General features: G+C 58.1%; 9 protein-coding genes. 1 reads left to right on the top strand and 8 read right to left on the bottom strand.

The features are described 5' to 3' along the window. Positions 1-174 precede the first annotated feature (174 nt). The 7 genes from J5441_08130 to J5441_08100 all read right to left on the bottom strand — a co-directional run bounded on the left by J5441_08130 (position 175) and on the right by J5441_08100 (position 10,124). A complete protein-coding gene (locus J5441_08130) occupies positions 175-804 on the bottom strand; it encodes an SIS domain-containing protein (GenBank protein ID MBO4935113.1) in 630 nt (209 codons plus the stop codon). Next, positions 801-1,727: an ROK family protein gene (locus J5441_08125; GenBank protein ID MBO4935112.1), complete on the bottom strand. Its 927-nt coding sequence runs from the start codon at positions 1,725-1,727 to the stop codon at positions 801-803. The genes J5441_08130 and J5441_08125 overlap by 4 nt, the downstream gene beginning before the upstream one ends. Position 1,728: 1 nt before the next feature. Further along, positions 1,729-3,975, bottom strand: coding sequence for a hypothetical protein (locus tag J5441_08120; GenBank protein MBO4935111.1), 2,247 nt, complete (start codon positions 3,973-3,975; stop codon positions 1,729-1,731). 52 nt (positions 3,976-4,027) lie between these two features. Next, positions 4,028-5,275 (bottom strand): adenosylhomocysteinase, encoded by a 1,248-nt coding sequence (locus tag J5441_08115; protein MBO4935110.1) that lies wholly within the window; start codon positions 5,273-5,275, stop codon positions 4,028-4,030. 15 nt (positions 5,276-5,290) lie between these two features. Continuing rightward, positions 5,291-6,109 (bottom strand): purine-nucleoside phosphorylase, encoded by an 819-nt coding sequence (locus tag J5441_08110; protein MBO4935109.1) that lies wholly within the window; start codon positions 6,107-6,109, stop codon positions 5,291-5,293. Positions 6,110-6,229: 120 nt separating this feature from the next. Next, positions 6,230-7,036 carry a sugar phosphate isomerase/epimerase gene (locus J5441_08105; GenBank protein MBO4935108.1) on the bottom strand — a complete coding sequence of 269 codons (807 nt, stop codon included), beginning with the start codon at positions 7,034-7,036 and terminating at the stop codon, positions 6,230-6,232. Between the two features lie 19 nt (positions 7,037-7,055). Further along, positions 7,056-10,124, bottom strand: coding sequence for an N-acetylmuramoyl-L-alanine amidase (locus J5441_08100; GenBank protein ID MBO4935107.1), 3,069 nt, complete (start codon positions 10,122-10,124; stop codon positions 7,056-7,058). A gap of 202 nt (positions 10,125-10,326) precedes the next feature. Between J5441_08100 and J5441_08095 the strand changes: the two genes are divergently transcribed. Further along, complete coding sequence (locus J5441_08095) at positions 10,327-10,944, top strand: SGNH/GDSL hydrolase family protein (GenBank protein ID MBO4935106.1); 618 nt, start codon at positions 10,327-10,329, stop codon at positions 10,942-10,944. A gap of 317 nt (positions 10,945-11,261) precedes the next feature. Here the strand turns inward: J5441_08095 and J5441_08090 are convergent, their stop codons facing one another. Further along, a complete protein-coding gene (locus J5441_08090) occupies positions 11,262-13,850 on the bottom strand; it encodes a hypothetical protein (protein ID MBO4935105.1) in 2,589 nt (862 codons plus the stop codon). Between the last annotated feature and the right edge of the window lie 75 nt (positions 13,851-13,925).

Here is a 13,925-nt window from a genome sequence, read left to right as displayed (position 1 = left end):
CTTACAAGCAACATCATACTCGGGAATTTTTCGTTTGTCAACCCAACTATTTAAAAAACTTAAGCAGAGATAATAAACGGCGGCAAAAACTTATTCACAGATAACAAAAGACGCCCTTTCACTAAAGAAAAGGCATCTTTATTGCTGAATTATCGTTTCTTAAATTATCGTTTCTTAGGAGAAGAAGCGCGCCTCCGCTTCCGCGCAGAGCGCGTGATAGATGGGCAGGTGGAGCTCCTGCACCTTGTAGGTTTCCTTTTCCGGCGCGATAACGGCGATATCCGCGAGCTTCGCGAGTTTTCCGCCGTCACCGCCGGTCAGCGCGAGGACGAAAACTCCGCGGGCGCGCGCGACCTGCGCGGCGGCGCAGACGTTCGCGGCGTTGCCGCTCGTGGAAATGCACGTCAGCATATCGCCGATATTGCCGAGCGCCATCACCTGCTGCGCGAAGACGTTATCCGCGGCGCAGTCGTTGGCGACGGCGGTCATCAGCGGCGCGGCGGCCGGAAGCGATACCGCCGGAAGCCCCTGCTGGAGCGAATCGAGCAGCTCTTCCGGAATATCCGGACAGCCGCGCTTCATTATCTCGCGCTCCTCCGCGGCGAGCGGACGGCGGGAAAGGAAGCCCTTGCAGAGTTCGCCCGCGATGTGATCGCAGTCGGCGGCGCTTCCGCCGTTGCCGCACAAAAGCAGCTTTCCGCCGTGTTCAAACACGCCGATGAGCGCTTCGGCTGCGGCATTGAGCGTGCCCTCGATCCCGGCGAGGGCGGGGTATCTTGTTATCAGTTCAGAGATATACTTCATTTTTCATCACCCATTGCAACGCATATCGCGGCGTAGTCGCCAAGCTGTTCGCCCAGCGCGGCAGGCAGTATTTCCAGACCCTCGAGCGAATGGCTGAGCGCCTCGCGGCGCAGCACGCGCTCCATATGCGGAATAAGAAGCTCTCCGCTCCGCGCGAAGATCGAGCCGATGACGATACGCTGCGGATCGAAGAGGTCGACGAGGATCGCGAGCGCCGCGCCGAGCTTTTCGCCGCTGACGCGCCAGACCTCGAGCGCCGTTTCGTCGCCCGCCTTCGCCGCCTCCGCGACGCTTTTCGCGTCGCAGCGGTCGGGATACCATTCCGGCTTGACGGCGGCGCTCTCCGCGATCGACGCGGCGAGCCGCTTTATGCCGCCTCCGCTGCAGAAGCCCTCGCAGGAGCCCGCTTTGCCGTAGCCGACGGGGCCGTCCTTCTCGAGCCGGACGTGCCCTATCTCGCCCGCCATATCATGCGAGCCGGAATAGAGCCGCCCGTCGAGTATCAGTCCCGCGCCGAAGCCGGTGCCGCAGGTCAGGAAAATCATATTTTCGCACCCCTGCCCCGCGCCGTAGCGCCATTCGGCGAGCGCGCAGGCGTTCGCGTCGTTCTGCAGGCGGACGGGCACGCCGTAACGCTTTTGCAGTATATCGACGACAGGCACGTCCACCCACAGCGGCAGGTTCGGCGGAGCCATTATCCGCCCCGTTTTTGACGAAAGAGGGCCTCCGCAGGACACGCCTATTCCGTCAACGCGCCCCAGAGTGTCCAAAATCGCGCAGAAGCGCTCGATAACGTTTTTCGGGGGTTGGGTTACGTCTGTGAGAAAACGCTCTTTTTTGAGGATTTCAACGCCTTCCGCGTTCGCTTCCCCGAGCGTGACGGCGCACTTCGTGCCGCCTATATCAATTCCGGCGTATCTCATATCATTTCTCCGGTATCAAACCCGCCTTGCGCATCAGCGAGGCGTATTTTCCGGGATCGAACGGCGGATCGCCGTGGAGGTAGTGGTTGATCCCGTGCCTTTCGGCCGTAAGACCGCTCGAGCGGTAGTCCCATTCAAGCAGATAGACCTCGCCCTTTTCCGCGGCGGGCAGTTTGCAGACGGGAATGCTCGAGTTGTACGCGACGGCGATCCTGCCTTCGGTCAGCGTTCTGCCGCTGCCGACGTCGCTGACGCGGTATTCGGCGTAGGATTCGTTCTCGGTGTTGTTTATCACGCGCAGCGTCATTTCGTCGTCTATCAGCAGGCACAGCGGCTGCTGCAGGCGCTTTATGAAGTGATAGACAAGCCGCTTATCGAAGTTGTAGTCGACCGCGGCGTTATCGAACTGCGGCCATCCGTCGTAAAGGTTCCACCAGAGGAACCCCGTCCGGCGCCACTTCTGCGCCAGAAAGCGCTCAATAAAGTGCTTTACCGCCTCCGCCTGCGAGACTTGACTGGCGAAAGAGAACTGTTCGAGAGTCTCCGGCCGCTTGCCGAAAATGCGGTCCGCCTGCTCGTTCATCTTTATATTATAGGTCGGATCGGGCGTTTTCCGTGTATCCGTCGAATGGGTCACCCACTGACTGCCGTAACGGTCGCCGAGCGCGTCCGGCGTGATGAACTCGCGGATATAATCCGCGGCAGGGCTTCCGTAATAGCCCGCTTCGCTGACGAACTTCGCAAGTGCGCCGTGATAGAACCCGGACCGGTAGTAGTCTCTCGGGCCCCAGAGGTGATTCTCGGGGCAGTACTTCGTGCCTTTTTCGACGCATTCGCGGTCGAAATACGGCGACGACGGGATATAGACGCGGGAACGGTCGAGACGTTCAATGACGTCCGGAAGCACCTGACGGGTAAGCTGATTATCCTCGGGGTCGAGCTGTTCGTCGTACCACTCGCGGCGTATCGCGTCGCCCTCGTTATCGCCCGCCCAGATGATCAAGCAGGGATGGTTGCGAAGGCGGCGCACCTGGTATTCCGCTTCGCGGCGCAGGTTCGCCTTGAACTCCTCCGTTTCGGGATAGACGGCGCACGCCATCATGAAATCCTGCCACACGGCGATGCCGTGGGCGTCGCAGTAATCGTAAAACTCGTCCTCTTCGTAAACGCCGCCGCCCCAGACGCGGACGGTGTTGCAGTTGAGGTCGTCAAGCAGCTCCAGCACCTTCGGCAGACGCTCCTTCTGCCTCGAAAGCACCGCGTCGACGGGAACGTGATTCGTGCCGAGACAGAACATACGGTTGCCGTTTATGCGGACGCAGAACTCGCCGTTTCCGCTTTCGTCGACGACGGAGGTGCGGTCAAGCTCCGCGACGCGGATGCCGGCCGAAAGCTCGCGCGTTTCGACGGCTTCGCCGCCGCGGACGAGCTCGATTCTGACTTTGTAAAGGTTGGGCTTGCCCATACCCTTCGGCGCCCAGAGCAGCGGGTCGGGAACGTCGATATCGACTCCGCCGGTTCCCGCCGGCGCGGACGCGCGGAACGCGCTTCTGCCGCATACGCCGGAAACGACGACTTCGCCGCCCTCTTCCGTTTCGTATTCGACGCGTACGACCGCTTTGCGCCAGACGACTTCTTTGGTGAAAAAGTAGACGCTCTTTATCAGCTCGGGCGTTTTATTAACGAGCGAAACGCCCTTGAAGAGCGCGCCGCACATAAGGCGCGGGAATATGTCCCAGCCGTGAGTGAACGGCGGCTTGCGCAGCGTCACCGCTCCGTCGCGGTAGTTCGGCATACCGTATTTCCAGCACGACGGCGCTTCCGCCTCAAGAACGGCGGAAGGCAGTATATGCACGAGCAGTTCATTTTCGCCCTCGCGTATTCCTTCGGCGGCAAATTCGTGCGGGATGAAGGCGTTATCCGTCTCGCCGAGCTTGACTCCGTTGAGGAAGATTTCCGCGACGGTGTCGACTCCGTCGAATCGGAGCGTCGGAACGCCGTCCGCGGGGACGCAGTCAAAGTTTTTCGCGTACCAGAGGTGCTTCGTTTCGTACTCCTGCGCCTTCAGCACGTTATCGCCGACGAAAAGCTCGGGGAGTATTCCCAGACGTTCCAGCGTCGCTTCGAGGGTTTCGGGTATAAGCGCGGTCAGCGGAGTAATATCCGCAAGCTCCGCTTCCCTGCGCGCCTCGCGCGGCCCGTCGCTTATATACAGGCGCCATTCGCCGTTAAGATCCGTCTTACGCATTGTCACAATCTCCTGAGTATTCCAAAGGCGGTCTGACGACCGCCTTTTCATATTATTCTCCCCAGCTGTCGAGGTACGCCTTCTGCGCGTCGGAGAGGCGGTCGTACTCGATGCCGAGCGCCTTCAGTTTCGCGTTCGCGACGGCGACGTCGATCTCGGTCGGGACGCTGATGACGCCGGGCTTCAGTTCGCCGCGGTGCTTGAGCACGTATTCAGCGGAAAGCGCCTGGAGCGCGAAGCTCATATCCATTATCTCGGCCGGGTGTCCGTCGCCGGCGGCGAGGTTGACAAGCCGACCCTCGGCGATGACGTTCAGCGTTCTGCCGTTTTTCAGCGTGTAACCCATGATGTTGTTGCGGCGCAGTTCCTTCCTGACCGCGATCTTCTCGAGCTCCGCGACGGCGACTTCAACGTCGAAGTGGCCGGCGTTGCACATGATCGCGCCGTCCTTCATAACGTTGAAATGCTCGGGGGTGATTACGTCGCGGCAGCCGGTTACGGTGATGAAAAAGTCGCCGATCTCGGCGGCCTTCGCCATCGGCATGACCTCGAAGCCGTCCATATACGCCTCGATCGCCTTGATAGGATCGACCTCGGTGACGACGACCTTCGCGCCGAAGCCCTTGGCGCGCATAGCGACGCCCTTGCCGCACCAGCCGTAGCCGGCGACGACGACGGTCTTGCCCGCGACGATGAGGTTGGTCGTGCGGTTTATGCCGTCCCAGACGGACTGGCCGGTGCCGTAGCGGTTGTCGAAAAGGTATTTGCAGTTCGCATTGTTGACGGCGATCATCGGGAATTTAAGCTCCCCCGCCTTCGCCATCGCCCTGAGGCGAACGATGCCGGTGGTGGTCTCTTCACAGCCGCCGTAAACGTTCGGAAGCAGGTCGGTGCGCTTGGTGTGGACCATATTCACGAGGTCTCCGCCGTCGTCTATGATTATGTTCGGGCCGTGGTCGAGCGCGGCTTCGATATGGGTGGCGTATTCCTCGGCGGTCGCGTTATAGAACGCGAAGGTCTCTATCCCCTTCGACACAAGCGCGGCGGCGACGTCGTCCTGCGTGGAAAGCGGGTTGCTGCCGGTCGCGCGGATGTCGGCTCCGCCGGCGGCGAGGACGGTCACGAGGTATGCGGTCTTCGCCTCGAGGTGGACGGAAAGCGTCACCTTCGTTCCGGCGAAGGGGCGCTCTTTCACGAAGCGTTCCTCGATTGAACGGAGCAGCGGCATATTGCTGCGCACCCAGTCGATCTTGCGAAGTCCGCTGTCTTTCAGGTCAATGTTTCTGATAATCGACATAATGTTATTCCTCGCTTATCAAAGTTTCGCGATAACGGCGGTGACGAGCTTGATGAAATCGCCCATCACGCGGTTCGCGGTATCGAGCACCTCCTGATGAGTGAGCTCTTTGCCGGTGATTCCGGCGGCCATATTGGTTATGCAGGAGATCGCGAGCGTCTCCATGCCGGCGTGGCGCGCGGCGATGACTTCCGGTACGGTGGACATTCCGACGGCGTCGGCGCCGAGCAGCTTATACATACGTATTTCAGCGGGGGTTTCGTACTGAGCGCCCTTGGTGTAGGCGTAGACGCCCTCGCAGAGCTTCACGCCCTGCTCCTTGGCGGCCTCGCGTGCCTTTTCCATCATTTCGCGCGAGTAGGCGAAGGTCATATCGGGGAAGCGCGGGCCGAGCTCCTCGACGTTCGCGCCCCAAAGCACGGGAGGAGCGTTGAATCCGAGGTGGTCGGTTATCATCATAAGCGCGCCTTCGGAGAAGTCGAGATTTATGCCGCCGGCGGCGTTAGTGAGAATGAGTTTCTTTATGCCGAGCTTCGCGAACGCTCTGACCGGAAGCACGGTGTCAAGCACGTCGTAGCCCTCGTAGCAGTGCAGACGGCCCTTCATCAGCAGCACTTTCCTGCCGCCGATCTCCTTGAGCACGAGTTTGCCGCTGTGACCGGGCGCGGTCGACTGCTTGAAAGCGGGTATTTCCGCGTAATCTATCACCTGTATGGCTTCGCCCTCGGCGAGCGGCGCGAGCCCGGAACCGAGCACTACGGCGCAGTCCGGCACGCAGCCGAGCTTTTTGCGGAGAAACTCCGCGGCGAGATTGAAGCCGAAAACGTGCTGTCTCATTTTTTCCTTCATTTTTTTACCCCCGTATCCTTTGCTTTTTCCGCATCGAATAAAAGCAAATCGACACGGATAACATCACGTGTCGATTATACCATAAAGAAATCTATTATGCAACAGGTTTTACAGCGCGTTTTCGGAAATAGTGCGGCGCAGGAAGTTCGCAGCGTGCGCGATGTCCTCCTCCGGCCTCTCCCCGACTTCGCGCTCGATGGTCAGGAAGCCGCGGTAGCCGATATCCTTCAGCGCTTTGAGGTAGTTCGGGAAGTCGACGCCGCCTTCGCCGAGCGGAAGCTCGCGCCAGCCCCACTGCGCGGCGGGATCCGGAACGCCGTCCTTTGCGTGAGTGTGGACGATGTAGTCCTTCACCGTATAGACGCCCGCCACCGGGTCGTCCTGTATGCACATCCAGAGGTTCGCCGGGTCGAAGTTGACGGCGACGCCGGTGGAGCCGAGCCCGTCGAGGAAATCCCTGAGCACGACGCAGGTCTCCTTGCCGGTCTCCAGCGCGAAGTGCGCGTCCATCGTGTCGGCGTACTGCGCGAGCTCGTAGCAGGCATCCTGGATCATCTTGTAATTCTCGTCGTTCTTATCCTCCGGGATGGTGCCGACGTGAGTGGTGACGATGTTAGTGCCGAGCTCGACGGCGAGCTCGAGGACGCGGCGCGAAAGCTCGATCCTCTGCGCACGGAACTCCGGCTCGGCAAAGCTGCCTATCTCGCCGCAGACCGCGGAAAGCGTCAGCCCGTTCGACTTGATGATATCGACGAGCTCGCGGCGCTGCGCGGCCGTCATATCGGGCGAGACTTCGCCGCCCGTTCCGTAGATCTGCACGCCCTGAAGACCGAGCGCAGCGGCCTTTTTCAGCGCGGTGCGCACGTCGGTGCGGAAGCCGTCGGCAAGGCATCCTATCTTGAAGGTTTCGCTCATAAGTGTCCCTCTTTTCTGTTTATTTAGAGAAGTATTCAACAACGCCGGAGGCGATCGCCTTGGCGAGTTTTACGGTGTTGCCCTCGGTAGTGAGCCATTGCGAGTCGGAGGGGTTGGAAAGGAATCCGCATTCGAGCAGGACGGACATAAAGTCGTGGTTGCGGTAGACGAAGACGTTCTGGTATTTGCCGCCGCGGTTCTTCATTCCGCTCACCTCCGCCATACTGTCGGAAAGCGTCTGCGCGAGCTTCTGGTTGAAGCCGTAGAAATACAGCGCCTCCGTGCCGTTGCCGGAGCTGGCGGGACTGTAGTTGTGATGCACGCTGATGAGGATATCCACGCCGAAGGAGTCGATAAGTTCGAGCCGCTTCGGACGAAGCGTTGAGGAGGTTATCGGCGTGCCGTCGACGTAATACTGGTTATTCGTGCGCGTCATATATACGGTAGCGCCGAGAGATTCAAGTTCGGCGCGCAGCGCGAGCGCGACCTTAAGATTCTCGTTAGCCTCGTATATGCTCCTGTCAAGTCCTCTGGCTCCGACGTCGTTTCCTCCGTGACCGGGATCGAGGCAGATGCTTATTCCGTCAAGCCTGCCGCCGGCCGCACGGATCGGATTGCGCAAGCGGATAACGAGCTTCCCGTTATCGTCGAAGTAACTCGTGAAACCGTAGAAGCCGCCGTTTTTGTTCAGAGTGAACGAATACGTGACCGTATGCGCCTCCGCGTTAGCCGACGCAGAGGTAAAGCTCATAAGCGGCGACGAGCCGCTGACGGAAGCTTTTTTATCCGTGCCGCAAATCACAAAGTCGAGCCTGCTGAAGCCGCCGGAGGACGCGGTAGTCGCGCTGTCGTTCCCGGACGGGAACAACCCGTGCATAACGAGCTTGTACGGAACCTTCTGCGAATTCGCAAACGTCAGATACGTGTACTTGCCGGAATCCGTAACCGTAACTCCGGAGGTCTCGTTTATCGGCAGCTCGCCCTCCTCGACGTCGACGTCGCTCTGATAGACGCGCAGGCCGCAGCGGAGGGTGTAATACTTCTTTGTAACGCCGTCTCCGTTGTACTCCGATTCACCTGTGATGTAGTCGCGCGTACCCTTCGGCAGCCAGAAGTATTGCGGCAGACTCGTATCGCTGTTGGCAGGCTCGGCGCGGAAGCTCTCCGCCTTCGCCGCCTTGACTACCGCGATCTTGCCGACCGTCGGCGGCAGCGGCTGAACGACCACGTTCGCGCCTGTCAGACTCTTGACAAAGTCGCCGTAAGACGCGGTTATTCTCGCGGAACCTATGGAGTACTGCTCCTCGCCGGATTCCGGAGCGGTAAAGTACCCGACGAACGAAGCGAACAGATTCGACGAGCCTGCGGCTTCGTAAGGCAGGGACTGCTCGGTAAAGCGCACCGTCTCGCCGTTCAGGCTGCCGGTGACCTTCGCGCCGCTGCGCGCGGTGACCGTGTATTCCACACGGCTGCCTCCGGTGACGGTTATCTGTCCGGTCGGAGCAACGTCCTTTATTATCACGATGTTATAGTTGACGGTGCGTAAGATCTTCTTTCCCTTGTGCTCGACCGTTATCGTGTTTTTCCCCGCGGAAAGTTCGATATCCGTCGCGAAAAATCCGCGCTCGGTAGGCTCGATCTTCCTGCCGTTGACCATGATGTCGAAGTTGTTATCACACGTGCCGCTTACGGCGACGGTCGGAACGTCCACGGTTACGTTGTCGGCGGGCGAAGTCAGCGTCAATTCCTCATCCGCAATGCCGAAGTCTATGGTGTTGTTGAACACCATATAGAGCAGCTCGGCTTCCTCCGAATGCTCCGCCAGCGCGTCGTAGTCTTCAAAAACGCCGTCGGCGCAATTGGCCTTCGCGGCGTAATCATACTGGTTGGCAAGCTCATAGTAGCCGCTCCACTCGGGCGTCGTGTTTATCATATTCGCGTCATAACCGCATATCAGCTTGACTCCGGTTCGGCTCTCGACGTTCTTCCACCAGTCGAGCGCGATCATGAAGTCGTTGTTCTCAAGCATCGAGGAGCGGTTGTCGATCACGACGAAGTCTACGTATCCTTTTTCACACCATTCGAGCGTGTCCGCGCAGCCCTTGCCGTAATCGGAATACGACGAGTTTATATCTATGCCGCGCGCGTCGGCAGCCAGAGTCTTCCAGACGCGGTCGGCGCGGATCCCGAAAAGCGCGTCCGGCGCGGCTTCGCGCATCATTTCGGAGATCGACGCGGTAAGCAGTTTCGTGCAGCGGTGGTGGAGCTCCTCTCCGGTCATACCGGGGAAACGCTTGAACGCGCTCTGTTCGGAAAGGTTGCGCACGTTGTATATCGGCGTATCCAGCAGAAGCATATCGGGCGCGTACTTTTCCACGGCGCGTCTCACCTCGCCGACGACAAAATCCCGCGCGCCGTCGTAAGAAGGATTGAGCCTGCGCGCGCCGTCGTCGGCAACATATATCCATTCGGGATCTATCCCGTAAGTAACGACCTTACGGGATGAGCTTGAGGGATAAAGCAGACGCTGCAGAAAGCCTCCGCGTACGGTCTTGTACTCCGGCGTGAAACGCGCCGCGGCAAACGCCGCCTCGTCGTTCTCGTTGTTGAGAAGGAGCGCGTCCGTCTCGAGAATGAGCTTCATACCCATACCGCTGACCTGCTCGCGCAGATAACCCGCAACGTCGTAGTCCTTATCACTGAACAGCGACGTTTTGTATAAAACATGCGTGTATCCGCTGTTGACCGCATAGTCGAGCTGAACGTTAAGCAGAGGCAGGGCGTAGTCCGCATAGGCGCCGTCCTTCACCTCGCGCATATCGCGTTCGGGAACGGTAATGCGTATCGCTCTGACTCCGCCCGTTTCACGAGGCTGCGCGGAGTAGCTTTCCGCAAAGGCGTCGTCTTCCTCAACGCGTTTCACGGTTTCGTCGTAATTGACAAAATTGATGAATTTCTCATACAATGACGTCACGACTCCGCGCGCATAGCTGCTGAAAAAGACGGCTGCCGACGCGGCCGCTACTACAGCTATAACGACGATAAACGCAATAAGGCCGTGTTTTTTCTTTTTGACCTTGTCTTCCATCTGCAGCTCCGTTCATATACATACCCGCAGGAAAAAGCGCCGTCAGATACCTTGCCGGGCTTTCCGTGCCGGTCATATATCTTTCTTATTTGATTATACCATATCCTCGGCATTACGCAAGGACTTTTTTTGCAGACGGTGTTTACAATATCAGGATATAATGCTATAATAGCGGAAGAAAAAGAAAGGAATGAATAAAACCATGCTGCTCAAAGATAATATGAAGGTCCTGTTTCAGGGCGACAGCGTCACAGATTGCGACAGAAGCCGCGAAGACGATTCCTACCTCGGATACGGCTATCCGGCGTTCATAGCGGAAAAACTGAACGGTAAGGGTATAACGTTCATCAACCGCGCCGTCAGCGGCGAGCGCGTCAGCGACGTTTATAACCGCAGAGAAAAGGATATTTTCGAGGTCAAGCCCGATCTTTTCAGCATTCTCATCGGCGTCAACGATACGTGGAGGCGCTATGACGAGAACAACCCGCGCAGCGCGGAGGAGTTCGAGGCGATATACCGCGGCCTGCTCAGCGAGATCAAAGAGCGGCTGCCCGGCGTTCCGATCGTTATGATGGCGCCGTTCGTGCTGGAGGTGCCGGATAAGATCCACTGGCTCGAAGAGGATCTGATCCCCAAGCAGAACGCCGTCCGCCGCCTCGCGAAGGAGTTCGCCGACGTCTATATCCCGCTCGATGAGATATTCAAGGCGGAATTCGACAAGTATGAGGATATTTATTACCTCTCCCCCGACGGCGTGCATCCGAACGAGACCGGCCATAAGTTGATCGCGAACTGCTGGGTCAACGCGGTAACGGAATAGAATAAAAAGCAGATCTTTTATAATCGAAGACAGCCGCATACGCGGCTGTCTTCTTTTGTTGTCGCGCCTTTCACACAATGCGAAGCAGATGCGAGATCCTTCGCTGCGCTCAGGATGACGGAAGGAAGCGTGAGATCCTTCGACTCGCGCTTACGCGCTCGCTCAGGATGACAGAAGATAGCATCAGCGGTCGCTGCGCACAGGATGGCAAAAAGGCGAAGCTTTCGAAAACAATAAAAAAGCAGCCCCCGCTGCAGAAGCAGCGGGGGCTGTATAACACCATTGTGCTAATCAATCATTAATCGCTCAAGTTCCGATTATCTCGCAAATCTCTTTTTGCGGGCGATAACCACGACGGCAGCGGCGGCGATCAGGGAAACGATCGCGATGCCGGCGACGGGCAGATCGGAGGTGTTGGGCTGATCAGGATTGGTAGCGGAGCTATCGGTGACCTTGAACTTGATCGTGGTGGTCTTGTCGCCGTTGGTGACAACGAGCGTGTAATCACCAGCCTCAGTGATCGCGGTGCCGGCAGTGTAGGGCTTGCCGTTCAGAGTCGCGGTAGCGTCAGCGGGCTCCCAAGTCGGAGCGGGCTTATCGCCCTTGCCGAGATCGAATTCCTGACCGTCGGTGATGCCGGTGACGGCGGGAGCGGTGGGCTCTTCAGGATTCAGCTTCGGAATGGTGACTTCCTTGGTCTGAGTCTCGAACGCCGTATTCGTGAAGGTCGCGGTGTAGACGGTCTTGCCCTCAGCCTCGGTGGTAGCAGGCGTGGTCTCGGAAGTAGCGTTGACCGTCTCGGTCACGACGTGAGAAGCGTCATTCGCGCAGACCATAGTCGCGGTGCAGGTGCTGTTGTCATCAGCCCATTTATAGGTGGGCGCGCCGTAAGCGTGAGCGTTGGGATCGATGTCGATCGTCACTTCCTTGGTCTGAGTCTCGAACGCCGCATTCTCGAAGGTCGCGGTGTAAACGGTCTTGCCGGTCTCGGTGCAGGTCGCAGGAGTGGTCTCGGAAGTAGCGTTTACAGTCTCGGTCTCGGTCTCGTCACAACCATCAGCGGTGCAGACGCGGGTAGCGGTGCAGGTGCTGTTATCGTCAGCCCAGATGTAGGTGGGTTCACCGAAGGTGTGCTCGTGAACCGGAGGCTCGGAGCCCTTCTCTCTCTTCTCAATGTGAGAAGGATCGTTCTTACAGACTCTCTGCTCGAATCCGGGCTCGTCAGCGCAGTCTTCCCACTCGCCCCAGTCGTGAGCGTCGGGATCGATGTCGATGGTCTCTTCCTTAGTGTGATCGGGATCGTTTTTGCAGACATAATAGACTGTACCTTGATCAACGCAGGTCGCGGGAATTCTGCCGTTCTCGACCCAATCGTGAGCTTCGGGATCGATTTCGATCTCTCTGGTTTCGGTCGCGTTGCAGCCTTCACGCTGGCAGGTTCTGGTCTCTTCACCCTTCTCGGTGCAGGTGGCGGGAGTGGTGACTTCCCACTCGCCCCAGTCGTGGTTGAGAGGATCGATGGTCTCTTCCTTGGTCTCCTGGCACTTGGAGCAGGTGTAGGTTATGCTGCCGGCTTCGGTGCAGGTCGCGGGGGTTCTGCCGGTCTCGACCCAGTCGTGCTCGCACTCATCAGCGCCGAGCTTGATTCCGCCGTTGGTGAGAGTATACTCAACATCACCATCGGGGTCGACAAGCTTGTCGACCGTAGCGGTAACTTCATAGAGACCATCCTCAAGTCCTTCAGCAACGTCGAATACGAGGATACCGAAATAATCGTATGCGGTATCGTCGTCAACGTCAACATTGTAATAACCTTCCTTGCCGTTAACAACAACAGCGGACGCGAAGGAAACGATGACTTCGCCGGAAGCGGCGTTGTTCCTGTTCAGTGCGTAAACATTGGCTTCGCCGTCTCTCGCCTGATGCTGGACAGCAAGGTTCTGCTCGAATCTCTTGAAGGTCAGCTTCGCGGGATCGAAATTAAAGGTAAAGCCGACTCCGGACCAACCGGTGGGCATAAATACCTTGACACCGACGTTCTTCGCGCCGGCTTCGGACTCGACGGTCTCGATGACTATCTGGAGAGCATCGGGATTGACCGGAGGCTCAACGCTCTTCTCTCTCTCTTCGACGTGAGAAGGATCGTTGGCGCAGACTCTCTGCTCCCAGCCTTCCTTATCGGAATCCATCCAATCGCCCCAGGCGTGAGCGTCGGGATCGATGTCGATCTCTTCGGTCTCGGTCTCCTGGCACTTGGTGCAGGTTCTGGTCTTCTCGCCCTTAGCAACGCAGGTCGCGGGAGTGGTCACTTCCCACTCGCTCCACTCGTGGTCGCAGGGATCGACCGGGGGCTGTTCGCCGCCGGGCAGCTGGATACCGCCGTTGGTGAGAGTAAACTCAATATCACCATCGGGGCCGACAAGCTTGTCGACCGTAGCGGTAACAGCCTGAAGGCCTTCCACGCCTTCGGCAACGTCGAATACGAGGATACCGAAATAATCGTATGCGGTATCGTCGTCAACGTCAACGTTGTAATAACCTTCCTTGCCGTTAACAACAACAGCGGACGCGAAGGAAACGATGACTTCGCCGGAAGCGGCGTTGTTCCTGTTCAGTGCGTAAACATTGGCTTCGCCGTCTCTCGCCTGATGCTGGACAGCAAGATTCTGTTCAAACCTCTTGAACGTCAAAGCCGCGGGATCGAAATTGAAGGTAAAGCCGACTCCGGACCAACCGGTGGGCATAAATACCTTGACTCCGACGTTCTTCGCGCCGGCTTCAGACTCGACAGTCTCGATCGTGATCGCGATTTCGTCTTCCGCCGCAACACTCGCTACCGGGATCGCCATAGCGAACAGCATGGCAATAGCGAGGACGACAGACATGAGTTTTGCAAATTTCTTCATAACTGCATTCCTTTCTTTTAGTAAGATTGATTGCACTTTATGGCTTCCCATACCATACGCTAATAGTTTACATTA

The organism is Clostridia bacterium (assembly GCA_017620395.1).
GTDB lineage: Bacteria > Bacillota > Clostridia > Oscillospirales > RGIG8002 > RGIG8002.
This window is presented reverse-complemented; position numbering and strand designations above follow the sequence as displayed.

Excerpts from the sequence above, each read along its gene's own strand:
- J5441_08125 (MBO4935112.1), bottom strand. The coding sequence starts at position 1,727 with ATGAGATACGCCGGAATTGATATAGGCGGCACGAAGTGCGCCGTCACG.
- J5441_08110 (MBO4935109.1), bottom strand. The coding sequence starts at position 6,109 with ATGAGACAGCACGTTTTCGGCTTCAATCTCGCCGCGGAGTTTCTCCGC.
- J5441_08090 (MBO4935105.1), bottom strand. The coding sequence starts at position 13,850 with ATGAAGAAATTTGCAAAACTCATGTCTGTCGTCCTCGCTATTGCCATG.
- J5441_08100 (MBO4935107.1), bottom strand. The coding sequence starts at position 10,124 with ATGGAAGACAAGGTCAAAAAGAAAAAACACGGCCTTATTGCGTTTATC.
- J5441_08120 (MBO4935111.1), bottom strand. The coding sequence starts at position 3,975 with ATGCGTAAGACGGATCTTAACGGCGAATGGCGCCTGTATATAAGCGAC.
- J5441_08105 (MBO4935108.1), bottom strand. The coding sequence starts at position 7,036 with ATGAGCGAAACCTTCAAGATAGGATGCCTTGCCGACGGCTTCCGCACC.
- J5441_08130 (MBO4935113.1), bottom strand. The coding sequence starts at position 804 with ATGAAGTATATCTCTGAACTGATAACAAGATACCCCGCCCTCGCCGGG.
- J5441_08095 (MBO4935106.1), top strand. The coding sequence starts at position 10,327 with ATGCTGCTCAAAGATAATATGAAGGTCCTGTTTCAGGGCGACAGCGTC.